This window comes from Arthrobacter sp. StoSoilB13 (assembly GCF_019977255.1).
In the GTDB taxonomy this organism is placed as follows: Bacteria; Actinomycetota; Actinomycetes; order Actinomycetales; family Micrococcaceae; genus Arthrobacter.
On the sequence record NZ_AP024648.1, the window covers coordinates 1,235,225 to 1,261,102 of the forward strand.

General features: G+C 62.5%; 21 protein-coding genes and 4 pseudogenes. 12 read left to right on the forward strand and 13 right to left on the reverse strand.

From position 1 onward, the window contains the following. Window positions 1–11: 11 nt before the first annotated feature. From LDP01_RS17915 to LDP01_RS17930, 4 genes are all read right to left on the reverse strand, one after another. Entirely contained in the window at window positions 12–1,271 is a 1,260-nt protein-coding gene (locus tag LDP01_RS17915; protein WP_224092248.1) for a Gfo/Idh/MocA family protein, read from the reverse strand. A 42-nt stretch (window positions 1,272–1,313) separates the two neighbouring features. Continuing rightward, on the reverse strand, window positions 1,314–2,159 hold the full coding sequence (locus LDP01_RS17920; RefSeq protein ID WP_224093927.1) for a carbohydrate ABC transporter permease: 846 nt from the start codon (window positions 2,157–2,159) through the stop codon (window positions 1,314–1,316). A gap of 61 nt (window positions 2,160–2,220) precedes the next feature. Further along, on the reverse strand, window positions 2,221–3,150 hold the full coding sequence (locus LDP01_RS17925) for a carbohydrate ABC transporter permease (RefSeq protein WP_224092251.1): 930 nt from the start codon (window positions 3,148–3,150) through the stop codon (window positions 2,221–2,223). Continuing rightward, a complete protein-coding gene (locus LDP01_RS17930) occupies window positions 3,147–4,472 on the reverse strand; it encodes an extracellular solute-binding protein (RefSeq protein ID WP_224092261.1) in 1,326 nt (441 codons plus the stop codon). Before LDP01_RS17930 ends, LDP01_RS17925 begins: the two co-directional genes overlap by 4 nt. Window positions 4,473–4,720: 248 nt before the next feature. Here LDP01_RS17930 and LDP01_RS17935 point away from each other — a divergent pair. Beyond that, window positions 4,721–5,831: pseudogene (locus LDP01_RS17935) on the forward strand (LacI family DNA-binding transcriptional regulator). Here the strand turns inward: LDP01_RS17935 and LDP01_RS17940 are convergent. After that, entirely contained in the window at window positions 5,803–7,281 is a 1,479-nt protein-coding gene (locus LDP01_RS17940; RefSeq protein WP_224093928.1) for a lipase maturation factor family protein, read from the reverse strand. The pseudogene LDP01_RS17935 and the gene LDP01_RS17940 sit on opposite strands and share 29 nt — an antisense overlap. A 101-nt stretch (window positions 7,282–7,382) precedes the next feature. On the opposite strand from LDP01_RS17940, the gene dxr reads away from it, so the two are divergent. From dxr to LDP01_RS17965, 5 genes and pseudogenes are all read left to right on the forward strand, one after another. Then, complete coding sequence (gene dxr, locus LDP01_RS17945) at window positions 7,383–8,567, forward strand: 1-deoxy-D-xylulose-5-phosphate reductoisomerase (RefSeq protein ID WP_224092263.1); 1,185 nt, start codon at window positions 7,383–7,385, stop codon at window positions 8,565–8,567. 45 nt (window positions 8,568–8,612) lie between these two features. Then, window positions 8,613–9,945 (forward strand): annotated as a pseudogene (locus LDP01_RS17950) (M50 family metallopeptidase). Between the two features lie 73 nt (window positions 9,946–10,018). Then, window positions 10,019–10,312: a YciI family protein gene (locus LDP01_RS17955; protein WP_224092265.1), complete on the forward strand. Its 294-nt coding sequence runs from the start codon at window positions 10,019–10,021 to the stop codon at window positions 10,310–10,312. A gap of 49 nt (window positions 10,313–10,361) precedes the next feature. After that, the gene (gene ispG, locus LDP01_RS17960) at window positions 10,362–11,528 is read left to right on the forward strand and encodes a flavodoxin-dependent (E)-4-hydroxy-3-methylbut-2-enyl-diphosphate synthase (RefSeq protein WP_216925300.1); all 1,167 of its coding nucleotides are present in this window, start codon (window positions 10,362–10,364) and stop codon (window positions 11,526–11,528) included. Continuing rightward, window positions 11,491–12,369: a GNAT family N-acetyltransferase gene (locus LDP01_RS17965; protein ID WP_224093929.1), complete on the forward strand. Its 879-nt coding sequence runs from the start codon at window positions 11,491–11,493 to the stop codon at window positions 12,367–12,369. The genes ispG and LDP01_RS17965 overlap by 38 nt, the downstream gene beginning before the upstream one ends. A gap of 56 nt (window positions 12,370–12,425) precedes the next feature. Here the strand turns inward: LDP01_RS17965 and LDP01_RS23510 are convergent, their stop codons facing one another. The 4 genes and pseudogenes from LDP01_RS23510 to LDP01_RS17980 form a co-directional block, all read right to left on the reverse strand. Beyond that, entirely contained in the window at window positions 12,426–12,572 is a 147-nt protein-coding gene (locus LDP01_RS23510; RefSeq protein WP_263433781.1) for a TetR/AcrR family transcriptional regulator, read from the reverse strand. Window positions 12,573–12,597: 25 nt separating this feature from the next. Continuing rightward, window positions 12,598–13,038: a TetR/AcrR family transcriptional regulator gene (locus tag LDP01_RS17970; protein ID WP_263433782.1), complete on the reverse strand. Its 441-nt coding sequence runs from the start codon at window positions 13,036–13,038 to the stop codon at window positions 12,598–12,600. Further along, the gene (locus tag LDP01_RS17975; RefSeq protein ID WP_224092267.1) at window positions 13,035–13,778 is read right to left on the reverse strand and encodes an ABC transporter permease; all 744 of its coding nucleotides are present in this window, start codon (window positions 13,776–13,778) and stop codon (window positions 13,035–13,037) included. Before LDP01_RS17975 ends, LDP01_RS17970 begins: the two co-directional genes overlap by 4 nt. Window positions 13,779–13,786: 8 nt before the next feature. Further along, window positions 13,787–14,549 (reverse strand): annotated as a pseudogene (locus LDP01_RS17980) (ABC transporter ATP-binding protein). Between the two features lie 501 nt (window positions 14,550–15,050). Between LDP01_RS17980 and LDP01_RS17985 the strand changes: the two are divergent. Continuing rightward, the gene (locus LDP01_RS17985) at window positions 15,051–16,862 is read left to right on the forward strand and encodes a proline--tRNA ligase (RefSeq protein ID WP_224092270.1); all 1,812 of its coding nucleotides are present in this window, start codon (window positions 15,051–15,053) and stop codon (window positions 16,860–16,862) included. Then, window positions 16,859–17,653 carry a sulfite exporter TauE/SafE family protein gene (locus tag LDP01_RS17990; RefSeq protein ID WP_224092272.1) on the forward strand — a complete coding sequence of 265 codons (795 nt, stop codon included), beginning with the start codon at window positions 16,859–16,861 and terminating at the stop codon, window positions 17,651–17,653. Before LDP01_RS17985 ends, LDP01_RS17990 begins: the two co-directional genes overlap by 4 nt. Here LDP01_RS17990 and LDP01_RS17995 read toward each other — a convergent pair. The 3 genes and pseudogenes from LDP01_RS17995 to LDP01_RS18005 form a co-directional block, all read right to left on the reverse strand. Beyond that, window positions 17,646–18,645: pseudogene (locus LDP01_RS17995) on the reverse strand (aminoglycoside phosphotransferase family protein). The gene LDP01_RS17990 and the pseudogene LDP01_RS17995 sit on opposite strands and share 8 nt — an antisense overlap. Window positions 18,646–18,694: 49 nt before the next feature. Beyond that, on the reverse strand, window positions 18,695–19,423 hold the full coding sequence (locus LDP01_RS18000; protein WP_224092274.1) for a VIT1/CCC1 transporter family protein: 729 nt from the start codon (window positions 19,421–19,423) through the stop codon (window positions 18,695–18,697). Window positions 19,424–19,520: 97 nt separating this feature from the next. Continuing rightward, on the reverse strand, window positions 19,521–20,579 hold the full coding sequence (locus LDP01_RS18005) for a DUF4439 domain-containing protein (protein ID WP_224092277.1): 1,059 nt from the start codon (window positions 20,577–20,579) through the stop codon (window positions 19,521–19,523). A 115-nt stretch (window positions 20,580–20,694) separates the two neighbouring features. Here LDP01_RS18005 and rimP point away from each other — a divergent pair, with 115 nt between their 5' ends. Together rimP and nusA are read left to right on the forward strand one after the other, a co-directional pair. After that, window positions 20,695–21,306 carry a ribosome maturation factor RimP gene (gene rimP / locus LDP01_RS18010; RefSeq protein ID WP_224092279.1) on the forward strand — a complete coding sequence of 204 codons (612 nt, stop codon included), beginning with the start codon at window positions 20,695–20,697 and terminating at the stop codon, window positions 21,304–21,306. Then, window positions 21,306–22,286, forward strand: a complete 981-nt coding sequence (nusA, locus tag LDP01_RS18015) for a transcription termination factor NusA (RefSeq protein ID WP_224092281.1) — start codon at window positions 21,306–21,308, stop codon at window positions 22,284–22,286. Before rimP ends, nusA begins: the two co-directional genes overlap by 1 nt. 157 nt (window positions 22,287–22,443) lie before the next feature. Here nusA and LDP01_RS23785 read toward each other — a convergent pair whose 3' ends face one another. After that, on the reverse strand, window positions 22,444–22,647 hold the full coding sequence (locus LDP01_RS23785; protein ID WP_309928041.1) for a hypothetical protein: 204 nt from the start codon (window positions 22,645–22,647) through the stop codon (window positions 22,444–22,446). Between LDP01_RS23785 and LDP01_RS18020 the strand changes: the two genes are divergently transcribed. Further along, window positions 22,567–22,821, forward strand: a complete 255-nt coding sequence (locus LDP01_RS18020; protein WP_309928035.1) for a YlxR family protein — start codon at window positions 22,567–22,569, stop codon at window positions 22,819–22,821. The genes LDP01_RS23785 and LDP01_RS18020 overlap by 81 nt on opposite strands. A gap of 152 nt (window positions 22,822–22,973) precedes the next feature. Further along, window positions 22,974–25,850, forward strand: coding sequence for a translation initiation factor IF-2 (gene infB / locus LDP01_RS18025; protein WP_224092285.1), 2,877 nt, complete (start codon window positions 22,974–22,976; stop codon window positions 25,848–25,850). Window positions 25,851–25,878: the final 28 nt, after the last annotated feature.

A 25,878-nucleotide genomic window follows, 5' to 3' on the forward strand; every position in this document is an offset into this window, starting at 1 on the left:
GTTGGTTCCTCTCAGACGTTCTGCCAGCGGCTCGCGTTGCCCGCGCTCGCCTCAACGGCGGCCAGCACCTTTTGAACCTGCAAGGCATCAGAGAACGACGGCGAGGGCTGCTCCCCAGCGCCGATGGCATTCACCAGGTCCACCACCTGGTGGGTGAATCCGTGCTCGTAGCCAAGACCGTGCCCGGTGGGCCACCAATTGCCTGTATACGGATGGGATGGTTCGGTGACGATGATCTTCCGGAATCCGGCGTCAGGTTCCAGCGCCGAATCGTAGACCTGTAGCGAGTTCATGTCCTCGAAGTCGAAGGCCAGCGAGCCCTTGGTCCCGTTGAGCTCCAGGCGCATGGCGTTCTTGCGGCCAAGGGCAAAGCGAGTGGCTTCGAAGATGCCGATGGGCCCTGCCACAGCGCTGGAACCAGTGCCGGAAGGAGTCCCGACGGCGGTGCCTTCCGTGGCGGTGGTGGCGGCAGCGCCGTCGTCGTGCTTTCCGGCAAAACGGGCGGTGAACAGCGCGGCGTCGTCCACCGTGACCGGGCCCTTGGGAGCGTCCGAACCGCCGCGGCCACCGAGGCCCACGAAGTCACCGCCCACAGGCCGTTCCTTCACGAAGGTTTCCAGCAGCGCCGAGACCCCGGTGATTGTGGAACCCGTGATCCACTGCGCGGCGTCAATGCTGTGGGCACCGATATCGCCAAGGGAACCGGAGCCGGACTTGGACTTGTCCAGGCGCCACGTGAGCGGCGCATCCGCGTCACTGAGCCAGTCCTGCAGGTATTGCGCCCGGACGTGGCGGATATCGCCAAGGCGCCCTTCCTCCACCATCCGCTTTGCCAACGCCAACGCGGGAGTGCGGCGGTAGCTGAAGCCGCACATGGATAACACGCCGCGCTCTGCTGCCGCCTGGGCGACGGCTGTCATTTTCTCCGCCTCTTCCACTGAATTGGCCAGTGGCTTTTCGCAGAGCACGTGCTTGCCCGCTTCCAAGGCGGCGATGGCGATCTCGGCATGCGTGTTTCCGGGGGTGCAGATATCGATGAGGTCAATATCATCGCGCTCGATCAGCCGGCGCCAGTCGGTTTCCACGGAATCCCAACCGTACTTGCGTGCCGCAGCACGGACGCCTTCTTCGTTGCGGCCGGCGACGGCAGCCAATTCCGGGGCGAGCGGAAGGTCGAAGAACCGCGGAGCAGTCCGCCAAGCGTGCGAGTGGGCGGCACCCATGAAGGCGTAGCCCACCATGCCTACGCGCAGGGGTTTCGGTTCTGACATGTGAAAGTCCTTTCTTGTCTGAATTCGCACCTGGGGCAGCTGCTACTTGCTGAAGCCAGCGGTCAGGCCACTGACCAGCTGACGGCGTCCAAGGACGTAAATCACCAGGATTGGCAGGGTGCTCAGGACGACAGAGGCCAGTACGGCGGGGATGTTGACGCTGAACTCGCCTTGGAAAGTCCACAGCCCCAAGGGGAGGACACGGAGTCCGGGGCTTTGGGTGAGCACCAAGGGCAGCAGGAATCCGTTCCAGACATGCAAGCCGTTGTAAATTGCCACGGTTACTATCGCCGGGCGGGTCAAGGGCAGCGCCAACCTCCACATCGTCTGCCAATCACTGCAGCCGTCCAGGCGCATTGACTCGAACAATTCGTTCGGCACATCGCGGATGAAGTTGGACAGGATCAGGACCGTCAACGGAATGGCGAACGCTACGGAGGGAAGCATGATGGCAAGGAGGCTGTCATACAGATTCAGCCGGATGATCATCAGGTAGATCGGAATGATGGTCGCCTGGAGCGGAATCGCCAGGCCCATCAGGAACATGCCGTTGACAAACTTCAGGTATCGGCCGCGACCACGAACGATCGCGAAGGCAGCCATGAATGAGATCAACACCGTGGGGATCACGGAGCCAAGTGTGACGATCACGCTGTTCATGAAGTACGTCGTGAAGTTGGCCTCGAGAACCAGTTGATAGTTCTCCAACGTAGGAGCCGTCGGGAGGGCCAGCGGATTCTGCCCAAAGTACCCTTCGGAGGTCTTCAGGCTGGTGATGACGATGTAATAGATCGGCACAATGATGATGGCCAGCCATATCCAACCGCCGAGGCCGCCGGGAATGTTCAGCCGCCTGACCCGTGAACCAAGGCTCTGCTTGGCCTTCATGGAATGGCCCGGGGGAGTGGCCGGAGCGGTTTTCGAATCGCTTTGAAGGACAGTGCTCACCTTACAAACCTTCCAATTGGCTGCCCTGCTTGTCCTTGCCTCCAAGGCGCTGGAGGAACAAGGCAAGGACAAGGCCTATAACGACGAGGATGACGGCGATGACACTTGCCGGGCCCATGAGGTTGGCCCGGAAGCCGCGCAAGTACATGTCCAAGGCCAGGATGCGGGTGGAATTACCAGGCCCGCCACCGGTGAGGACGAAGATGAGGTCGAAGTACGTCAGCGATCCTACGACCATCAGGGTGGACGAGGTGATGATGGTGTATTTCAGCTGCGGAAGCGTGATGTGGAAGAACTGCTTAATGATTCCCGCACCATCGATCTGAGCTGCCTCGTACAGGGATTTGGGGATTTGCCGCACGCCACCTTGATAGATGAGTGTGTGGAAGGGCACGAACTGCCAGGCGATCACGAAGATGACCAGGCCCAATGCCAACTGCGGGACGCCCAGCCAGTCCTGGGCCAGGATGGGCAATCCCAGTCCCATGGCCAGGCCAAAGTTAGGGTCCAACAGTGCCTTGTATGCGATGGCAACTGCCGCGGAGGAGAGGAGAAGCGGCAAGAAGTACAACACTGCCAAGGCAGCCCTGTAACGCTGTGTACCTGCCGTGAAGACTCCCAGGAGAAGGCTGATGGGAGTCTGAACCAGCCAGGAGACAATCATGATCAGGAAAGTCAGGCCCAGTGCGTTGTACAGTCCGGGGTCGGTGAGTACTGAGGACCAGTTCTCCAGGCCGGCCGCTCCGATGGCCCCGATGCCGTCCCAGTTGGCGAAGCTCAGCACCAGGACACCTACCAGCGGCACGAGCGCAAACACCACGAAGAAGATCAAAGCCGGCACTGTCAGCCAGGCGAGTGCGGATTTTTGCTGCCCGGCCTGCTCGACTTTCCGCGATCCAGTGGCAGCCCTGTGAGTGGTTGTTGAACTCATTTGCCCAGGGTGGCATTCATGTTCTCGGCGAACTGCTGTGGCGTGATCGACTTGAGGAACAGTTGGTCGATGTTGTTAAGCAGGGCCTCGGCCGCGGTCGGGCTCAGGGCTTGATCCCAGGACTGCTGGAAGTTCGGGGCATTCTTGGCCATGTCGTAGACGAAGTTCAGGAAGTCCTTGTCCGGCGACGTTGCGAGCTTGTCTTCAATTCCGTTGACGATCGGGACCGAACCGGAGTTGATGTAGGCGTCGATGACCGTATCGGTCATGATGCCGTCCTTGAAGAACTTCTTGGCCGTTTCCTTTTCTTTGTCGGTGGCCTTGGCCGAAATCGACATGTACTGGGCAGGGTTGCCTACGCCATTCTTAGGATCTCCCTTGCCTCCCGGGATGGTCGGGAAGGTGACGAAGCCCAGTTTTCCGTTCTGGACGAAGTTCTGGCCTTCCTTCTTCATAGGTCCGTAGACCCAGGAACCTTGAAGCAACATGGCGGCTTTGCCGGTGAACAACAGCGCCTGGTCTGCCTTCGAATCTGCCGTGATGGAGGAGAAGCCCTTGATGAAGCCGTCGGCGGATACCAGTTCCTGGATCTTTGTTCCCGTTTCGATCACGGCCGGATCCATCCAGGCGTTGGGCTTGCCTTCGAAGATCGCCTTGAACACCTCGGCCCCTCCGATGCGGTCCAGCAGGTATTCCAGCCACATCATCGAGGTCCAGCGGGATTGACCGCCCAAGGAGAACGGAGCTACGCCCATGTCGTTGAAGGTCTTGACCAATGACATGACGTCATCCCAGGTCTTGGGTGGCTGCACCCCGGCCTTTTCAAAGAGCTCTTTGTTGTAGAACAGGACAACAGGGGCCACGTACTGGTTGGGGAGGGCGTAGATCTTGCCGTTGACGGTGGCTGCACCGAACGAAGCGGGGAAGAACTTGTTTTTCAGGTCCGGGTTGGCCTCGAACCAGCTGGTCAGGTCTTCCACCTGGTTGGCCTCGGCGTAGGTCTTCAACGTTCCGCCGCCCCATCCATAAACAATGGTTGGGGCCTGGCCGGCGCCGATCGCGGTTTTGATCTTCGTCTTGTAAGCATCGTTCTGGAAGTACGTCACAGCAATCTTGTTGTCGGGATTCGACGAACCAAAAGCATCGACGGCCTTCTGGATGGTGGTCTGGTTCGGCTCACCGGAGAGGAACCACATGCTGGCTCCTCCTCCGCTCGCGCTGCCCGGTCCGGACGTACCGCAGGCACTGGTTGCCATGACTGCGAATGGTGTAACTGCCGCCAGAGCCAGAAAAGAACGCCGTGATGATTGGAACTGCTTCATTGCTTCTCCATGTGTAGTCGCCTCGTTGGGCACTGCGGTGCCCATCTCCCAAAGGAGTGACCGTGTCCCGAAAAATACCGAAATATTTCGCGAATGCTGTTTAGGTCACGGTCTAAACTAAAGTGCATTCGATCACACGTCAAGGCTTACTTTTGCGACGAGTCGCCTGCTGTTGCGGCGGTCTTGAGCTTTCCGCGGGCATCCCGCATACTCGAACCAAACCGAAATATTTCGAAAGCAGGGGGACTATGAAACGCGAGCAACGTCCGCTCAAACTCACACTGGCTGCCGTGGCCAAAGAGGTGGGGGTTTCAGCGCCTACGGTTTCCAAGGTGGTGAACGGCAGGGAGGACGTGGCCGAGGAAACCCGGGCGCGCGTGCTTGAGGCCTTGCAACGAACCGGATACAAATCGCCCCTCCAACGCAAAAGCCTTCCGCTCCGGCAGTCAGTTGAAGTGGTTTTCGACTCCCTGAACTCGGCCTATTCCGTGGAAGTCCTCAACGGGGTCATGGAGCATGCGGCGGTCTCGGACATGGAGGTCATCCTCTCGGTGACCAGCAAGCAAACAGCGTCACCCTTGGGACCCGAGGAGCGGGCCCAGCGCATTATCGACGAAGGCCGCAGCGGAATGATCGTGGTCACTTCCGCCTTTGGCTCCGCACAGCTGGAAGCGTTCCAACGCCGCCGGATCCCCATCGTGGTGGTGGACCCCCTCAACCCGCCACCGGCAGACGTCTTCAGCGTTGGCGCAAGCAACTGGGCCGGAGGCAAGGCCGCGGCTACCCATCTGCTCGGGTTGGGACACCGCAAAATCGCCTATATAGGCGGACCTGCCACGGCAGAGTGCAGCCAGGCGCGGCTCCACGGCTATATGGCGGCACTCATGGCAGAGGGAATTGCCGTGGACGACGACTATGTCTCCTCCGGCCCGTTCCGGCCCGAGAACGGTGTGCGGGGCATGAAGGGCCCTGCTTGCACTTGAGGATCCGCCCACGGCAGTATTCGCTGGAAGTGACAGCATCGCGCTGGGTGTCCTGGCAGAAGCGCGAAGGCAGAACATCCGGATCCCGGAGGACATGAGCCTCGTCGGTTTCGACGGCACACACCAAGCGGAAGAATCCGTTCCACCCCTGACGTCCGTGTCACAGCCATTGCAGGAGATGGGCCGCTCTGCCCTGCGGTTCATCCTGCGCCAGGTCCGTGGCGAGGACATCGACTCCCGCCGCGTGGAGCTGGCAACGCATCTGGTGGTCCGTGAGTCCACAGCACCACCGCCCGCGCCCCCAGCCAAATCCGCCGTGCCCGCATCCGAGGCCAGGCCAGACAACACTAAAGGAGCCGCCGCCGTCGAGGCGTAAGTGAGACCGGCGGAATGGCGTCATACAGGAACACCCGCACCCAACGCCCACCCGTCTCACGGAACTCCGCACGGCTGGCGAAACGGTAAAGATAGCTGCGCGCACGCACCCAACGCGGGCGTTCGCCGTCGAACGGGTCATGGCGAAGCAGCCCAAGCGTGGGCTTGTCTGCCTCCAACAGCTTCTCCAGGAAGGCGTAGAACCACCCTTCGTGGACGGTCCGCAGGGGCAGGAACCACATGAGCCAATCAAGCCTGAGGTGGTATGGCGCCCACTGCCGCGGGAGGCGGCGCACGTCCCCGGGTTTGCCTTTGAAGCCGTACTCCAGCCACTGCTCGTCAGCTGCATCGGGCTCTTCAGCCATGGTGCCTTCGACGACGACCTCGATCCGCTGCTTCGTCACCGTACCGAACGCACCATAGGCGTTCACGAGGCGCCAGCGGTTGAAGCTCGCATTCATGAGTTGCTGGCGCGAGAACAGGTTCAGAAGCGGCCGGTAGCTGAGGACCAGCAACAGGACCGTCACGGCAAGTACGACGACGAACCACCACGCCGGGGTTTCGGCACCTGCATGCCACTGGAGCGGGATGACGGGAAGAACCGCATGCGCCACCGGATCACTCACTGCAGCGAAGGCAAGGACGATTGCCATCCAGTTCAGCCAGGCAAAATTGCCGCTGCCCACCAACCAAAGCTGCGTCACGACGATGATTCCTGCCGCGATACTGGCCAGCGGTTGCGGCGCGAACAGGAAGAACGGAACCACCAACTGAGCGAAGTGGTTTCCAACCACTTCCACTTTGTGCAGGGGGCGGGGGAGGAGATGGAACTGCCGGCTCAGCGGCCCGGGCATCGGCTGCGTCTCGTGGTGGTAGAGCATCGCGGTGAGGTCGCGCCACTCTCGGCCGCCCCTGATTTTGATCATTCCCGCGCCGAACTCGAGCCGGAACACCAGCCAAACAATCAGGACCAGGATGGTGGTGGGCGGTGGAACCTGGTCCGAGCCAAGGAAAGCTACGGTGAAACCGGCCTCCAGCAGCAGGATCTCCCAACCAAAGCCGTAGAACGTCTGGCCCACATTCACAATCGACATGTACAGGAACCAGAGGCTGAGGAACGCCAGCATCGGAAGCCACGGTGGTCCCAGCTGCGGCAGGCCGACCACCAGCATCGCGGACACAGCGATTCCTACCCAACAAACTGCGCGCAGCAGGGCATCGGAGTACCGCCACTGGAAAAGAGTGGGCCGGGCGAGACGGCGCGCCATCTCAAGGAATGACGGAACCGGAAGCAGGCCGTGCTCGCCAAGGAGTGCAGGAAACTGGTTAAGGGTGGAGAGGAACGCAACCAGATAAAGGGCGGCAGTTCCGCGTTGCAATACCTGGCGCGCAAATTCGTAGTCCTGCGCGTTAAACCAGTCCTGCGCGTCAAACCAGGCCAGCCACTCCACAAATTCCACGTTACGCCCGGGGAAGAAGTGGTCAAACAGGGTTTTCCACTTAGCCTTACGCTCCGTTCGCAGGCTTCTGCAGCTGCTGGGATACTTAAGCAATGCAGCCGCGCAAGATCGTCATCCTCGGGTCCACCGGTTCCATCGGCACACAGGCGATTGACGTCGTCGACGGCGCCCCGCACCTTTTCGAAGTTGTGGCACTGAGCGCCGGCGGCGGCAATCCGGAGTTGCTTGCACATCAGGCTGTGCACACGCGGGCGCAGGCAATCGGCATCGCCCATGGCGATCCGGGAGTATTGCAGAACCTGATTGACGCCGCAGCGGCCCGAAGCGGCTTGCGCAACTTTGCCCCGGAAATTTTCGTTGGACCGGACGCGTCCACCCGCATCGCGGAAGTGGAATGCGACGTCGTTCTCAACGGCATCACCGGTTCCATTGGCTTGGCGCCAACCCTGGCCGCGCTGGCGTCAGGTGCCATCTTGGCGCTCGCCAATAAAGAGTCGCTGATCGTCGGTGGTGCCCTGGTGAAAGCAGCTGCCGGCCCCGGCCAGATCGTGCCTGTCGATTCCGAACATTCGGCCATTGCCCAGTGCTTGCGTTCAGGTACCGAGCAGGAGGTCGAGAAGTTGATTCTCACCGCGTCCGGCGGACCTTTCCGTGGCCGCAGCCGAGAGCAGCTTCACAACGTCACACCCGCCGAGGCTTTGGCGCATCCAACATGGGATATGGGCCTGATGGTCACCACCAACTCGGCGAGCCTCGTCAATAAGGGCCTTGAAGTGATCGAGGCACATCTGCTGTTCGATGTGCCACTGGACAGGATCGAGGTGGTGGTCCATCCACAGTCGGTGGTCCATTCCATGGTCCAGTTCGTGGATGGGTCCATCATTGCCCAGGCGTCGCCGCCTGACATGCGCCTTCCCATAGCGCTGGGGCTGGGTTGGCCCGGACGCGTTCCACGTGCCGCCCAGGCATGTGACTGGACACAGGCCACAAGTTGGACGTTCGAACCATTGGACTCGGTTGCCTTTCCGGCGGTGGAGCTCGCCAAGGAGGCCGCGAAGCAGGGCAGCACCTATCCTGCCGTCTTCAACGCGGCCAACGAGGAAGCCGTGGAGGCTTTCCACGCTGGCCGCATCCGCTTCACGGACATCGTGGACACGGTGGAGTCCGTCCTCAGCGAACATTCAGGTTCTTCGGAGCTTACGGTGGAGTCCGTGCTGGATGCTGAGAGCTGGGCACGCACGCGCACCCATGATCGTTTAGCCAACAGCTCCGTATAGCAGAGATACCGGTAAAGAAACCCCTATGGAAGCAGTCCCGTCGGCATGAGTCCCGTCCTTCTTTTCATCCTCGGAGTCGTCTTCGTCGCCATTGGCGTCGCAGTGTCCATCGCTTTGCATGAGGTTGGCCACCTGGTCCCCGCGAAGCTCTTTAAGGTGCGCGTGACCAAGTACATGATTGGTTTCGGGCCCACCTTGTGGTCCAGGAAGAAGGGCGAAACCGAGTACGGCTTCAAGGCCCTTCCTTTGGGCGGCTATGTGGCCATGATCGGCATGTACCCGCCCAACAAAGAAGATGGCGGGGTACGTCCCTCCAGCACGGGCATGTTCCAGACACTCGCAAGCGAAGCCCGTTCCGTCGCCCACGAAGAAGTTGGCCCCGGGGACGAAGGCAGGGTCTTTTACAAGCTTCCGGTCTGGAAGAAGATCATCGTCATGCTCGGCGGTCCGGCCATGAACATGCTGATCGGTTTGGTTCTCCTCGCCATCCTGCTCATGGGTTTTGGCGTTGCCACGCCCACCACAACCATCGCGGACGTCTCAAAGTGCCAGGTGGCTGCGGGGAAAACGGTGGACCCGGACTCGGCGGACTGCAAGCCAACACCTGCTGCGGCCGCCGGGCTGCAGCCGAACGACGTCGTCAAGACTTTCGACGGCAAGGCTGTCACCAGCTGGGATGAACTCACCGGCTGGATCCGGGGCCTCCGCCGGCAAAGCAGTACCCGTCACCGTCGAGCGCAACGGCTCGGAAGTTTCCACCACAGTTACTCCGGTTTTGTCCTCGCGGCCGGTTGTGGGTGCCGATGGACGCCAGGAGCAGGACGCCAACGGCACGCTGAAGTACCAGGAGGTGGGCTTCCTGGGAATCGGCCCGCAGAGCGCCTTGGTTCCCCAGCCGGCGTCGTCCGTTCTTCCCATGGCGGGGGAGAACATCAAGCAGATATCCGGAGTGATCCTTAACCTGCCCGCCCGTGTGGTTGGTGTGGCGAAGGCCGCCTTCAGCGAGGAACCCAGGGATCCCAACGGCCCCATCAGTGTGGTTGGCGTCGGCCGTGTGGCCGGCGAGGTCGCTGCGATGGAAGAGGTCCCCCTCCAGGCGCGCATTGGAACGTTGGTAGGGCTGCTTGCGGGCCTGAACTTCGCGCTGGCCATCTTCAACCTTGTGCCCCTGCTGCCTCTCGACGGCGGCCACGTGGCGGGTGCCCTGTATGAGGGGGCCCGGCGCCAGGTGGCCAGGCTGAGGGGAAAGCCGGATCCGGGTGCGTTCGATATCGCAAAGCTCCTTCCCGCCACGTATGTGGTGGCCGCGCTGCTGATGGCCATGGGAGCCCTGCTGATTTACGCGGACATCGTCAAGCCAGTGAATATCTTTGGCTGAGATTCCCGCAGGGACCACTCAGTGGGCTGGAATGGATGGCGGATCATCGGACGCGGCGGGATAGGCTAGCTCCATGACTGTTTTCGCTGTTGAGTATGTATACGTCGCCGAATCCGGCGCCCTCCGCGACGAAGCCCGCCCGGCGCACCGCGCCTGGCTCGGCGACCTCGCAGAGGACGGCACCCTGCTTGCCAGCGGCCCCTACGGTGACGGCGCCGGCGCCCTGCTCATCTTCAAGTCGGCTGATGAAGCCGAACTCAACGACCTCCTGAAGCAGGATCCGTTCGCCGAAGCCGGAGTCATAGCCGGCATCCGCACCACGGAATGGGACCCCATTATCGGCGTCCTGGCTGCCTACGCATCCTAGCTCCCGCGTCCTCCACCACAACGATCCACCCCAAACCCAAGGAGTCCACGTGACCTCGGTCAGCCTGGGAATGCCAGCAGCCCCACCCCCCGTCCTTGCCCCTCGCCGCAAGACGCGGCAGATCAAGGTTGGGTCCGTTGGCGTTGGTTCTGATTCACCCATCAGCGTGCAGTCCATGACTACGACGCCCACCACGGATATCAACGCCACGCTTCAACAGATCGCTGAACTGACGGCCTCCGGCTGCGACATCGTCCGTGTTGCCTGTCCGTCAGCCGACGACGCCGAGGCGTTGCCGATCATTGCCCGCAAATCCCAGATCCCCGTGATTGCCGATATCCACTTCCAGCCGAAGTATGTTTTCGCGGCCATTGAAGCGGGATGCGCAGCGGTCCGTGTGAACCCCGGCAATATCCGGAAGTTCGATGACCAGGTCAAGGAAATCGCCGCAGCCGCGAAAGACCATGGGACGTCCATCCGCATTGGCGTCAACGCCGGCTCCCTGGAACCGGGCATCATGAAGAAGTACGGCAAGGCCACCCCTGAAGCGCTGGTGGAGTCTGCGGTCTGGGAAGCCTCGCTCTTCGAGGAGCACGGTTTCCACGACTTCAAGATCTCCGTGAAGCACAACGACCCCGTGATCATGGTGGCCGCCTACGAGATGCTCGCCGAAAAGGGCGACTGGCCCCTGCACCTCGGCGTGACTGAAGCGGGTCCGGCCTTCCAGGGAACCATCAAGTCCGCAACTGCTTTCGGGGCTTTGCTGTCCCGCGGGATCGGCGACACGATCCGCGTTTCCCTCTCGGCGCCGCCCGTGGAGGAAATCAAGGTAGGCAACCAGATCCTGCAGTCATTGAACCTGCGTCCACGCAAGCTTGAGATTGTGTCCTGCCCGTCCTGTGGCCGTGCCCAGGTGGACGTGTACACGTTGGCTGAGCAAGTAACCGCCGGCCTTGAGGGGATGGAAATCCCTCTCCGCGTTGCTGTCATGGGTTGTGTAGTCAACGGTCCGGGCGAAGCCCGCGAAGCGGACCTCGGTGTGGCCTCCGGAAACGGTAAAGGCCAGATTTTCGTGAAGGGCGAAGTCATCAAGACAGTGCCTGAAAGCGAAATTGTTGAGACACTGATCGAAGAGGCCATGCGTATCGCTGAAGAGATGGGGGAGGCCGATGGCGAAGATGCTGTCAAGGGTAGCCCCGTGGTTAGCGTCTCGTAACGAGACAGGCCTGGGGGTCAGGGTGCTCGGCAGTGCCGACACCTTGGCCCTTCGCGCGCTTGCGAGCGAAGATCCCGTTGCCAACGTCTTCATCCTGGCGCATCTGGACAGCGTGGGAACGGCAGCGCCCACCAGCGGCGGCGCCAGCGTCTTTGGCGTGTTCGACGACGACACCCTCCTTGGAGCCTGTTGGGCCGGGGCCAATCTGGTCCCGGTGCAACTCGACCCCGGGCTGACCGGATATGTGGCTACGGCGGCCCACCAGTCCGGCAGGCGGTACGCCTCCATCTTCGGGCCGGCGGAAACAGTGCTGGCGCTTTACTCCCGCTTTGAGCAGTTGGGCCACTTCGCGCACGAAGTCCGTTCCAGGCAGCCCCTCTTGACCATTTCCGGTGGCCCGGCCATCGAAGCCAATCCGTTGCTGACCTTCGGCACGATGGCGGACTTCGAACGCATTCTGCCTGCCTGCGCCGCCATGTTCGAAGAAGAAGTTGGCTATTCGCCCTTCCTGGGAGGCCAGGACTTCTACAGCAGGCGCGTTGCGGGGCTCATCCGCCAAGGGCATTCCCTGGTCCACATCGACGCTGCCGGGACAGTTGTCTTCAAGGCAGAGTTGGGGGCAGTTACCCAGGACGTCACGCAGGTCCAGGGCGTATGGATGAATCCGGACATGCGTGGACACCACCAGAGCGCCGGCTACATGGCCGCCGTCGTAAATCTCTCACGTACCTTTGCGCCAATAACGAGCCTGTACGTCAACGACTACAACGCCAAAGCGCGCGCCACCTACGAAAGAGTCGGCTTCGAGCAAGTCGGTACATTCGCGACGGTCTTGTTTTAGCAATCCAAGTAGCAGCTGATGCCGTTTTGCCGGCTCTAAACGGCATCAGCTGCTACTTACTTGGGCGGGTTCAGGTTTCCGGTGAGATACCGCTGGATGGTCGGTGCCACCAGGCTCACTACTTCCTCCTGGTCAGCACTCGCCAAGGGTTCGAGCCGGATCACGTAGCGGAGCAGCATCAGTCCCACCACCTGTGTGGCCACCAGATTGCCACGCAGGCGGACTTCCTCAGCAGGGGCCCTGCACGCCCACCATGACCCGGGACAGGATGGTCCGGCTCACGGTCTCCCGCAGCAGTGCCGTTTTGGCCTTCGATCCGATGGTGCCGCGAACGAATGCCACCAAGCCGGGTTGCGCCGGGCCCTCCCACAACCGGACAACCGCACGGACAAGTGCTTCTGCCCTCGCCTCCGGTTCCAGGGTTTCAACGCCTGCCAGGACCTGTTCAGGATCGGCAGGCAACTCCACGCTGGAGGCGAACAATTCGTCTTTGCCTTTGAAGAAGTGATGGACCATCGCCGGATCCACTGAGGCTTCCCGCGCCACCTGGCGAAGACTCGTGCCGTCGAACCCTTGCTCTGCGAACAACTTCCGGGCCGCCACCAGAATGGCTTCGCGCGAATGGTCGCTTCCGCTTCGACGGCCGCGGCGCAGGGGTTCCAGGCTCATGAGGTCTGCCGCCTCAGCGTCAACGAGGCAAGGACAAGGACTCCCACCACGATTCCGCCCATCACCAGGGTGTCCTGCCACAGGGCGTCAGTCGCATCGATGTTTCCTGCGATCTCCTGAAGGGCATCAACAGAAAACGTCAGGGGAAGGACACCGGAGATGGCCTCGAGGACGTCGTTCATCTGCTCCCGGGCAACGAACAGTCCGCAGAGCAGGATCTGCGGCACCACCACTACGGGCATGAACTGGACAGCCTGGAACTCGGTGCGTGCAAAGGCCGAACACAGCAGCCCCAAGGCCACTCCAAGGACAGCGTTGATCACCGCGATCATCACGACGAACCCTGGACTTCCTTTGATGTCGAGATTGAAGATCCAATATGCAACTGCCGTCGCCACCAGGGACTGCAACGCGGCCATGATGGAGAACGCAATGGCGTAGCCGAACAAGAGGTCTGCTTTATGGATGGGTGTGGTGAGGAGCCGCTCCAAGGTCCCGGAGGTTCGTTCCCGCAGCATGGTGATGGACGTGACCAGAAACATGACGACGAACGGGAAGATCGCCAGCATCATCAGGCCCACGCGGTCGAAAGTGCGTGGAAAACCCGGGGGCAGTGTTTCGTTCTCGAAAAGATAGTAGACGGCGGTGAGCAGCAGCGCCGGGACCACCATAATGAGCGCCACGCTGCGGTGATCGTGCCGCAGTTGACCAAGGACCCGGGCTGTGGTGGCAAAGGTCATCCGAAGATTCATGATGCCACCTGGCTTTTCTTTGCTGGCTGACCGCTGTCCGGACCACGTTCGGCGTCTTTGATCATGTTCAGGAACGCGCGCTCAAGGTCATTGCTGCGTCCCCGCCTGGCAAGCTCGGCCGGTGTGAGCTGCGCCAGCAGCAGGCCGTCCCGCAGGAGCAGCAACGAGGAACAATGCGACGCTTCCTCCATCACATGGCTGGAAACCAAAAGCGTTGTTCCGCCAGCTGCCATGTCAACGAACCGCTCCCACAACTCCGCACGCAGTACCGGATCCAGGCCCACTGTCGGTTCGTCCAGGACCAGCAGCTTGGGGTGCGCCACCAGCGCGCATGCGAGGGACACGCGGCTGAACTCCCCGCCCGAGAGGTTCCCGGCTTTCTGCTTTGCAAACGATTCGAGCCCGACGGCGGCGATCGACTCCGCTACGTCCGTCGCCGTTGCCTTGTGCATGGCACCGAAGTACTTGACGTTGGCTTCGACGCTGAGGTCCGCGTAGACGCTGGCGCCTTGGGTGACATACCCGACGTCGTGCCTTAACGGTGCGCTGCCCGCCGGGCGGCCGAGGACGCTGATGGATCCGCGCGTGATTCGCTGGACCCCCACAATGCCGCGCATGAGTGTTGTCTTGCCGCTACCTGACGGGCCGAGCAGTCCCGTGATGCGCCCGCTGTCCACGGCGAAGTCCAGGCCCCGCAAAATTCTTGTTCGGGCCCCGGGAGATGTGCAGGTCCGTGACTTCTATTGCTGCTTGTGACATGGCTGCCTCCGGCGCCACCGAGTAATTCACCAAGTGATGAATTAACGCTAAGTCTGGTAAACGGTGCGGTCAATAGGCCTTTGCCATCAAAATCCTTGAAAACGTGTCCGCTATCACATAGGTTTTTCCCAAGCCGTGTCGATGGGGCACGGGTGGTTACAGGGGGAATTATGGCAAAGACCTTGAAGGCTGCTTCCGGCAGCCGCACCATCCGTGAGCTCGGCAGTCACCAATGCTTCCCAGTCGCAGGCGATCCCGTTCCGCTGGAGGGAACGGGGGACTAGTCCCCGGACAGAGTCTGCGGCCGGCCGGCCGCTGAGCCACGCCATCGCAGGATGACCAGCCGATCTTTGGCCAGGGGCTTCCAGACGCGACGGCGTGGCTCTTCTCTGTGCTGGCCGTTCTGTGCGAAGCGGCACTGTGCGGAGCGGCGCGCTGGCAGCCGGTAGATTAGTAGACAGTTGTTTTTGCCACATCTGCCATAGAAACGGATACGTACCCGTGGTCCTTCGCCTTTCACAGTTGTTCCTGCGCACCCTGCGTGAAGATCCCGTCGACGCCGAGGTCGCCAGCCACAAGCTCCTGGTCCGGGCCGGTTACATCCGCCGTGCCGCGCCGGGCATCTACACGTGGCTGCCGCTGGGACTCAGCGTCCTGCGCAAGGTGGAGGAAATCATCCGGCAGGAAATGTCCGCCATTGGCGCGCAGGAAGTCCACTTCCCGGCACTGCTCCCGCGCGAGCCCTACGAGGCCACCAACCGCTGGACGGAGTACGGAGAGGGCCTGTTCAGGCTTCAGGACCGCAAGGGTGCCGATTACCTCCTGGCTCCGACGCACGAGGAAATGTTCACCCTCCTGGTCAAGGACCTGTACTCCTCGTACAAGGACCTGCCGTTGAGCCTGTACCAGATCCAGAACAAGTACCGCGATGAAGCGCGACCCCGTGCAGGCCTCCTCCGTGGCCGCGAGTTCATCATGAAGGACTCCTACTCGTTCGACGTTGACGACGCCGGCCTGGACGCAAGCTACGCCGCCCACCGTGCTGCCTACCTGAAGATTTTCGACCGCCTGGGTCTGGAAGTCATTCCGGTTGCTGCCACGGCAGGGGCCATGGGCGGCTCCAAGAGCGAAGAATTCCTCTTCCCCACGGAGATCGGCGAGGACACCTTTGTTCGCTCGGCAGGGGGCTATTACGCCAACGTCGAAGCAGTCACCACGGTTGTCCCTGAGGATATTGACTTCACGGACGCGCCGGCTGCCCAGGTTCTGGACACACCGAACACCCCCACCATCGAGACCCTGGTTGACGCAGCCAACCAGCTGGCACCCCGCAGCGAGGCCGACGGCGGCGCCTGGACTGCCGCTGACACGTTGAAGAACGTCGTCCTCGCCGTGACGCTGCCCACCGGTGAACGCCAGATCGTCGTCCTCGGCGTTCCAGGTGACCGCGCCGTGGATCTCAAGCGGGTGGAAGCCAACATTGGTTCGTTCCTTCCCATCGCGGGCGAGATCGGCCTGGAGGCAGCCAACGAGGAAGACCTCAAGAAGCTGCCGTGGCTGGTCAAGGGCTACATCGGGCCTGGTTTGTCCCTGGATGAAGCAGTTCTGGGCCTGGAAGGGTCTTCCAAGCTGCTGTACCTCGTGGATCCCCGCGTCGTCTCCGGCACAACCTGGGTGACGGGCGCCAATATTGATGGCAAGCACGTCTTCGGACTGGTAGCGGGCCGCGACTTCACGTGGGACGGCGTCATCGAATGCACAGACGTCCGGGCAGGGGATCCGGCGCCTGACGGCTCCGGGCCGCTTGAAACTGCCCGCGGCATCGAAATGGGCCACATCTTCCAGCTCGGACGCAAGTACGCCGAGGCGCTGGACCTGAAGGTACTTGACCAGAACGGCAAGCAGGTTGTTGTCACCATGGGCTCCTACGGTGTTGGTGTCACCCGTGCTGTCGCAGCCCTTGCGGAGGCCAACCATGACGACCGCGGCCTCGTGTGGCCACGCACGGTGGCCCCTGCCGACGTACACGTTGTGGCTGTGGGCCGCGGTGACGAAATTTTCGAAGCCGCAGAGAAGCTATCGGCGGAACTAGAGGCTGCAGGCCTCGACGTCATCTTTGATGACCGGCCCAAGGTTTCTCCCGGCGTCAAGTTTGGCGATGCCGAGCTCGTCGGAGTGCCCACCATCCTGGCCGTCGGACGTGGGCTCGTGGACGGCGTTGTGGAGATCAAGGACCGCCGCAGCGGTGAAGCCGAGAACATCTCGGTGGAAAAGGCCGTGGATTACGTGGTCAACGCTGTCCGTAACCGGTGATTTCCGGCTTCGAGACTATCCAGCTCACCACCATCATCCTGATTGTGGTGGCTGGATTCGCAGCCGGCTGGGTTGACGCGGTAGTAGGTGGCGGGGGGCTGATCCAGCTCCCCGCACTGCTGCTGGTGCCCGGCATCACGCCCGTCCAGGCTCTGGCAACGAACAAGATGGGTTCCATCTTCGGCACCACCGCCAGTGCCACCACCTATTACCGGCGGGTGGGACCGGACCTCAAGACGGCAATACCCATGGCGGTGATTGCGCTGGCGGGGAGCTTTGGCGGTGCCATCCTCGCTGCATCGTTGCCGGCCAGCGTCTTCAAGCCCATCATTGTCCTGGCGCTGATCGCCGTCGCGATTTTCACGGCACTGCGCCCCAGCGCGGGCGAGCTGACTGCTCTGCGGCACGACGGGCACAAGCACTACGTGGTGGCCTGCCTGATCGGTGCCGTGATCGGTTTTTACGATGGCCTGATCGGGCCCGGTACAGGATCCTTCCTGGTGATCGCCTTGGTCTCGGCCATGGGCTACGCGTTCCTTGAAGCCAGCGCGAAGGCCAAGATCGTCAACATGGCCACCAACGCCGGTGCCCTCATTTTCTTCCTCCCCCACGGCTCCTTGTTGTGGGGAGTGGGCCTGGTGCTGGGCCTGGCAAACATGGCGGGCGGATACCTTGGCGCCCGCACAGCTGTAGCCAGGGGGAGCAGCTTTGTGCGGATCGTGTTCCTGATCGTCGTCGCGGCACTGATCATCAAGCTCGGCGTGGACGTCTGGAACGACAACGTCAGCTGACTGCGTCCCCGGGCTCGGGCAAATCCCTTGCTGCTGGAAGTCCTTCGAGCGTCCTGCCCGCCAGTGTGCTCGCCACCCATAGGGAACGGGCCACATCGCCTTCATGACCCCGCTTTCCCGCGGACCACAGGGCATTGTTCACTTCGCGGGCGATGCTCCATTGTCGCGCGACCTCCGGATCAAGGCCGGCGGCGAGGCTGAAGTCCCGGCATCGCTCCCGCAGGGCAGCCCCCGGATCGCGATCCGGCAAATCCTTGATCCGGTTCCACAGAACAGGTGCCACCGCAAATTCGGCTTCACCGATCTGCGGCTGGGGGTCGATGGCCAGGTAGCCTCGACGGTCCGCGTCCAAGGTGGCGAGGATGTTCATGAAGTGGAGATCGGTATGCACCAGGACGTCCCTGCCGGATCGTCGGCCAACAGCACCGCGGGTCTGGCACACTTCCAACGCGGCCCTCCAGTAACCATCGCGGGAAGGGGCGGTCCTGCTGCTCCCACTCCAAAGGCATTTCGTCGCTCCAGCGCTCGGCCGTGGCGGCGATGTGATCGAAGCCCCGCCACTCGGGACGATCATCCGGCGCAATGGAAAGCCCGCGCATGATGTCACCCCAGACCTGCCGGGCTTCATCCATGGGGGCATCCTGCAGCCAACGGGACGCGTCAAGGCGTTCCAGCAGCATGGAGCAACTGGCGGCGTCGGCAGCCAGGAGCCGGACAGCTCCGTGGCCACCCCACAGGGCCAGGGCATGGCGCTCTACAAGGGCTTCCTCATGCGGATAGGCGATCTTCAGCGCAGCCTGCCTGCTGTGCTGGAGAACGGGCACAACCAAGGCTCCATGTCCGTTCCACGGCTCTTCACCGGGTGCGAGGTCCACGGACAACTGCCAACGGTCCAAAGCCTCACGGATAAGCCCCGGAAGGCTCGCCAGCCAGTCCCGCCCCGCGGAATCGCGGTTGTATCGGGCGTGCAGGTCGCCCGGAATCGGAATCATGGCGTGAAGGGTCACGCCATCAGCCTAGCTCTGCCCGGCGGCAGTACCCTCAGAAAACGCCGCTGGCGCCCAAGAGGCTTCCGATCGAGAACGTGGCTGCAAGCGCCAACGCTCCGCCTAACACCACCCGGGCTGCGGCGCGGAACCTGGGCGCCGCACCAATCCAAGCCCCCACGGCTCCCGTGATCGCGAGAGCCAGCAGGACGGCAACGAACGTCAGCGGAACGCGCATCGCCGGGGGAGGGAGCAGGATGGCCAGCATGGGGAGCACGGCGCCAAGGGTAAACGCCACTGCCGATGCAAGGGCGGCGTTCCACGGACTGACGATGTCGTCCTCGTGGATATTGAGCTCCGCGGACAGATGGGCGGCAAGGGCATCATGCTTCGTCAGTTCTTCGGCCACTGTCCGGGCGGTACGCGCGCTGAGCCCCTTCGCCTGGTAGATCGAGGTGAGCTCTTCGAGTTCTTCCTCCGGCTGCTCGGCGAGCTCCCTGCGTTCCTTCTCAATGAGCGACTTTTGCGTGTCGCTCTGGCTGCTGACGGATACATATTCGCCCAACGCCATGGAAATGGCTCCACCCACCAAGCCCGCCGTTCCCGCAGCAAGGATGCTGCCGGTGTTGGTCGTGGCACCGGCCACGCCGACGACGATTGCTGCGACGGAGACAATGCCGTCGTTCGCACCCAAAACGCCGGCGCGCAGCCAGTTCAGCCGATGGGCAAGGTCATCACGATGCGGTTCGTTCTCATGTGTGGTGGCAGTTTCTGCGGAAGCCATGCTTCAAGCCAAGCACCGGCGGGCCGCCTTGACCAGCATGGCTAGGCTCGCCTATCCCATGCGCCGCTTTACTCACTACTGGGGGTGTGGGATTTACTCATTGGGGGGTGGGCGTCGGCAGCGGAGGCAAGTCATCGTCATCGACCTCCAAACCCGGCAACGCCGCAAGCGTGGCACCCCAATCCAGGCTCCTGCGGACGGCGGCCAGCAGGCTGCTGGCAGCCCAGTCCCGGGTCTCTCCTGTTGAAAGCGCGATGAGGTCGCCAAATCCCTGCAGGGAGTCCGACTCCAAGGCCCCCAAGCCGGCAGCCGGGTCTTCAGCGAACTGTGCAGGCAGCCTGTATCCGGCCTCGCGGGTGGGGACGTCGCCACAATTACGGCGGGTCAGGGCTTCTGCTTGTTGAAGGAGCCGCTCGTGTACTGCAAGGTACTTGGCGGCTTGGGCAGTTGCGCCAGCGTCCAATCGCTTCAGCGCCACCTGGTAGACGTAAATGGCTTCCTGTTCGGAACGGACAGTCGCCGCAAGAGCGGCATCGGTAGTGGCAGCGGTTGCATCCGGGGTGGGGCTGACTGAAGGGCACTGGTGCGGAGCCGGTGTTGTTACGGCAGGTGTTGTGGCAGACGGGTTACCGCTCGACGTCGGCAACGGCACCGGCACCTGCCACGCAGCAGCCAGTTTTTCGCCCTGGAGAAGTTGGGCGGATCCGACGGCGGCCAGCAACCGGGCGGTCCCGCCGTCGGCCTCGCATGCGTCGTCCAGCCGTTGCCGGCCGCTGGCGATCAGGCCGGCCACGACCGAGGCAGGCGTAGCTTCCGTGGCCGTGTCTTTTTTGTCGCTTGTCGTTGAAGCTGCGGGAGAAGGCGGAAGGAGGGCCCGGGACTGTGTTGTCAGCAATGTCACAGCATCGTCCAGGGCGGCCGTTTGGGAACCGGATCCTGCAGCTGCCATCAGTCCAGCAGCAGATTCCTGCAGCTTCCTGGTATCGGCGAAAGCGTCGGCGAGGGCAGATACGGAGAACGAAACTGTAGGAGGAGTCCCGGAATCCCGCGGTAGAAGGACGATTCCCGTGCCCGCAACGAGCAGCGCAACCACGGAAATGAGAAGGAGCCGGCCCCACGCTGGTGATCGTCGTTTTTCACTTGTCTGCTCGTCCACAACACACCATGGTGTCACGTGGACGGGCGGACAAGGGAAAAGCCGTGCACCATGTGCTGCCGAAAATCGTTAGGCTAGTAGTCACAACAACATCTATCGGGAGGCGGCGGGCAACGTGAGTGACTCGGAAGCCACGACTTCAACAGACCGTACTGAGTCGAATTCAACGGCCACCATCCACAACCCGGAAGAGCGCAGGCTAAAGGCACTGCTCGAACCGGCAGTCCTTGCCAACAGGCTCTACCTCGAGGATGTTTCCATCCACGTCGCCGGTTCACACCGCACGGTCCACGTCGTCGTGGATCTTCCGCAGGAGGAGACCGGGGGCGTCAGCCTTGACGCCATCGCAGATGTCTCGCGTGGGTTGTCCGATATTCTGGACAACGATCCCCACGACGACGGCCGTCCCTACGACCTCGAAGTTTCTTCGCCTGGAGTAGGCCGTCCTCTGACGGAACCGCGCCACTGGCACAGGGCGCGCGGCCGCATGGTCAGGGTCAACGTCATCCAGGGTGAGAACGTCCTTGGCCGGATTGCGTCAGTAGATGACGCCGGCGTGACCCTCATTCCGGAGCACGAGGTCAAGAAGGGCATGAAGCCCAAACAGGGCGACCCCATCACTATTCCTTTCGACAGGATCCGCCACGGAAAAGTCGAGATTGAATTCAGCCACCTCCACGAGGCCGGGCTGGCAGACGAACACAATGGACCTTCCGAGGAGGCCTAATGGATATTGACATGAGCGCACTGAGACTCCTGGAGCGTGAGCGTGAAATCCCGCTGGACCTCCTGATTCCCACCATCGAGCAAGCGCTCCTGGTGGCCTATCACAAGACGCCCGGTGCCTTCGAGAAGGCCCGCGCCGAGCTGGACCGCAAGAGCGGCCACGTGACCATCTGGGCAACGGAAATCGACGACGACGGCGAGGCGATCGGGGAGTTCGAGGACACCCCGGCCGGTTTTGGCCGCATCGCCGCAAGCACGGCACGCCAGATCATCCTGCAGCGTCTTCGTGACGTCGAGGACGATAACGTATTGGGCGAATTCAAGGGTCGCGAAGGCGAACTGGTCGCCGGCATGATCCAGCAGGGCAACAACCCGCACATGATCCAGGTAAACCTCGGATCGGTGGAGGCCCTGTTGCCGCCGCCGGAGCAGGTTCCTGGCGAAAAGTACATTCACGGCAGCAGGCTTCGTGCCTTCGTGGTGGATGTCCACCGTGGGGCGAAGGGCCCGTCCATTACGTTGTCGCGTTCGCACCCGGGCCTGGTCCGCAAGTTGTTCGAAATGGAAGTTCCGGAAATCGCGGATCGTTCCGTCGAGATCGTGGCACTCGCCAGGGAAGCCGGCCACCGCACCAAGATTGCCGTCAAGGCGAACACCCCGGGTGTCAACGCCAAGGGCGCCTGCATCGGCGAAATGGGCTCCCGGGTCCGTGCAGTCATGACTGAGCTCAACGACGAAAAGATCGACATCGTGGACTTCAGTGAGGATCCTGCGACCTTCATCGCCAACTCCTTGTCACCGTCCCGGGTGAATTCGGTCACTATTACGGACGAGGCAACGCGCTCGGCCCGGGTAGTTGTGCCGGACTACCAGCTCTCCTTGGCGATTGGCAAGGAAGGCCAGAACGCACGCCTCGCTGCGAAGCTGACCGGATGGCGGATCGATATCGTGTCCGACGCCGCCCCGGCCAAGACCGAATAGCGATCGTTCCGGCGGCTTGGCCGACGGAACCGCGCCGCGCTTACAGTGCGGCCGGTTTCGGCTGTCCGGGGCCGGGGGGCTAGAATAGATGGAACCGGGCTTACGTCCGGTATCCGCGCGCTTTGACGTGCCTTATCTGCATGTGCAGTGTCGGTCGTCAGCGCAAGTTTGCAGAGGCAGGTAAGGACACGTCGTGGCTGAACTGCTTGAACGCGGCCATGGCCCTGTTCGTACGTGCATCGGATGCCGGAAGCAAGGCTCCCGGTCCGAGCTTGTCCGGCTGGTCGCCCAAGGTGGTGGTTCGTCCACTGTCCTTGTCGATGTTCGACGCCGGATGGCCGGCAGGGGTGCGTGGCTGCATCCCAGCGAAAAGTGCTTGGCATTGGCAATCAAGCGGCGTGCTTTCGGAAGGGCCCTCGCGGGCGCTGCTGAAACAACCGCCGTCGAAAGCTACTTCATGTCAGGCGCGCCACTTGTGGAGGCTCCGGCTGCCACAGGAAAACCGTCCAAACCTGAAAGCGGGTCAGAAAACTGATGGAAACCCGATGAGTTCCCAGCGATGAGTGCGTAACGATGACAACTTTGTTGCGCTCTGCAATGGGCCTTTCAGTCGCGCTAGCGGCAGGGGCCCGCAGTAAGAAGTAGACGGTTCGTGCCTGGCTCGGTGCGGACCGAGACAGGAGAAATGTGGCCAAGGTCCGCGTACATGAGCTCGCCAAAGAGCTCGGTATTACTTCCAAAGATGCAGTAACAAAACTGCAGGAATTGGGCGAATTCGTTCGCTCCGCCTCTTCCACCATTGAGGCCCCCGTCGTGAAGAAGCTTCGCGACGCCTACCCCGGTGCAGGCGCTGCAAAGGCAGCTGCCCCCGCACCTGCAGCCGCCCCCAAGGCTCCGGCTGCTCCCGCAGCATCCCGTCCGGCAGCGCCGGCTCCGGGCCCCGCTGCACCCAAGGCCCCGGCTCCGGCAGCACCGGCCGCGGCGGCACCTGCCCCCGCAGCACCAGCTCCCGCGGCGCCTGCTCCGGCAGCGCCATCGGCTCCCGTTGCATCCACGCCGTTTTCGGCAAAGCCCGGTGCCCGTCCTGCTCCCAAGGCAGAGACTCCGGCTCCGTCCCGCCAAGGCGGCCAGGCCCCGCGTCCCGGCGGTCCCCGTCCGGGCAACAACCCCTTCGCCACGTCCCAGGGCATGCCCCGCGGCCGTGGTGGCGACGGCGAACGTCCGCCGCGTCCGGGAAACAACCCGTTTGCAACCTCACAGGGCATGCCCCGCGCAGGTGGCCGCAATGATGGCGAACGCCCCGGTGGTCCCCGTCCCGCAGCAGGTGCGGGTGGTCCCCGTCCCGCAGCAGGCAGCGGTGGTCCCCGTCCGGGTGCTCCGCGTCCCGGTGCGCCCCGTCCCGGTGGTGCTCCGCGTCCGGCTGGTGGCCCCGGTGGAAACCGGCCTACTCCGGGCATGATGCCCAACCGCACTGAGCGTCCGGCTCCGGGTGGCGCAGGTCGTCCCGGTGGCGCAGGCCGTCCGGGTGGCGGACCGGGACGTCCCGGTGGCGCACCAGGTGCAGGTACCGGTGGCGGCGCTCCCGCCGGCGGTGGCTTCGGCAAGGGTGGCCGCGGTCGCGGTGGTACCCAGGGTGCCTTCGGCAAGGGCGGCGCCGGTCGTGGCAAGCAGCGCAAGTCGAAGCGTGCAAAGCGCCAGGAACTGGAGCAGATGAGTGCTCCGTCGCTGGGCGGCGTATCCGTACCCCGCGGCGATGGCGAGACCATCATCCGTTTGCGCCGTGGTTCCTCCATCACGGACTTTGCAGAGAAGATCGATGCGAACCCCGCATCGCTCGTGACCGTTCTCTTCCACCTCGGTGAGATGGCAACGGCTACGCAGTCCCTCGACGAAGACACCTTTGGATTGCTCGGCGCCGAACTTGGCTACAAGCTCCAGGTTGTTTCGCCGGAAGACGAAGAGCGCGAGCTGCTGGACCAGTTCGACATCAACATCCAGGACGAGCTTGACGCCGAAGGTGACGATGTCCTTGAGGCACGTCCGCCGGTTGTCACCGTCATGGGTCACGTTGACCACGGTAAGACCCGCCTGCTTGACGCCATCCGCAACTCCAACGTTGTGGCCGGCGAGCACGGTGGAATCACCCAGCACATCGGTGCTTACCAGATCAGCCACATCCACGAGGGCACGGCCCGCGACATCACGTTCATTGACACCCCCGGTCACGAGGCCTTCACGGCCATGCGTGCACGTGGTGCCAAGGTCACCGACATCGCGATCCTGGTTGTTGCAGCCGACGACGGCGTTATGCCGCAGACGGTTGAAGCACTCAACCACGCCCAGGCAGCCAACGTGCCGATCGTCGTCGCAGTGAACAAGATCGACAAGGAAGGCGCCAACCCTGACAAGGTCAAGGGTCAGCTCACCGAGTACGGCCTGGTTCCCGAGGAATACGGTGGCGACACCATGTTCGTTGAGGTTTCTGCCCGCCAGAACCTCAACATCGACGAACTGATCGACGCCGTCCTGCTGACGGCCGATGCCGCACTGGATCTGCGCGCCAACCCGGACAAGGACGCCCGAGGCATTGCCATCGAAGCGAACCTGGACAAGGGCCGCGGTTCCGTGGCCACCGTCCTGGTGCAGTCCGGTACCTTGGCCGTGGGTGACACGATCGTGGCCGGTACGGCCCACGGCCGCGTCCGTGCCATGTTCGACGAGAACGGCGAGGCCCTCGATGTCGCACTGCCGTCGCGTCCGGTCCAGGTCCTCGGCCTGTCCAACGTACCGCGTGCAGGTGACACCTTCCTGGTGACGCCGGACGAGCGTACGGCCCGCCAGATCGCCGAGAAGCGTGAAGCTGCCGACCGCAACGCCGCACTGGCCAAGCGTCGCAAGCGCATCAGCCTGGAAGACTTCGACCAAGCCGTTGCAGAAGGCAAGATCGACACCCTCAACCTCATCCTCAAGGGTGACGTCTCCGGTGCCGTGGAAGCCCTCGAAGATGCCTTGCTCAAGATCGATGTCGGAGACGACGACGTTCAGCTCCGTGTCATCCACCGCGGTGTGGGTGCCATCACGCAGAACGACGTCAACCTGGCAACGGTGGACAACGCCATCATCATCGGCTTCAACGTCAAGCCGGCTGAGCGCGTCGCTGAACTGGCTGACCGTGAAGGCGTGGACATGCGCTTCTACTCCGTCATCTACGCAGCAATCGATGACATCGAGATGGCCCTCAAGGGCATGCTCAAGCCGGAGTACGAAGAAGTCCAGCTCGGTACTGCCGAAGTCCGCGAAGTCTTCCGTTCCTCCAAGTTCGGAAACATCGCCGGTTCGATCGTCCGCACGGGCATCATCCGCCGTAACACCAAGGCACGCGTTAGCCGCGACGGCAAGGTCATCGGTGACAACCTCACCGTTGAGACGCTCAAGCGCTTCAAGGATGACGCAACCGAAGTCCGTACTGACTTCGAGTGTGGTATCGGTCTTGGCTCGTTCAACGACATCTCCGAAGGCGACATCATCGAGACCTTCGAGATGCGCGAAAAGCCGCGCGTCTAGGTTCCGCTTGGAGCGGGTCCGTCGGGTA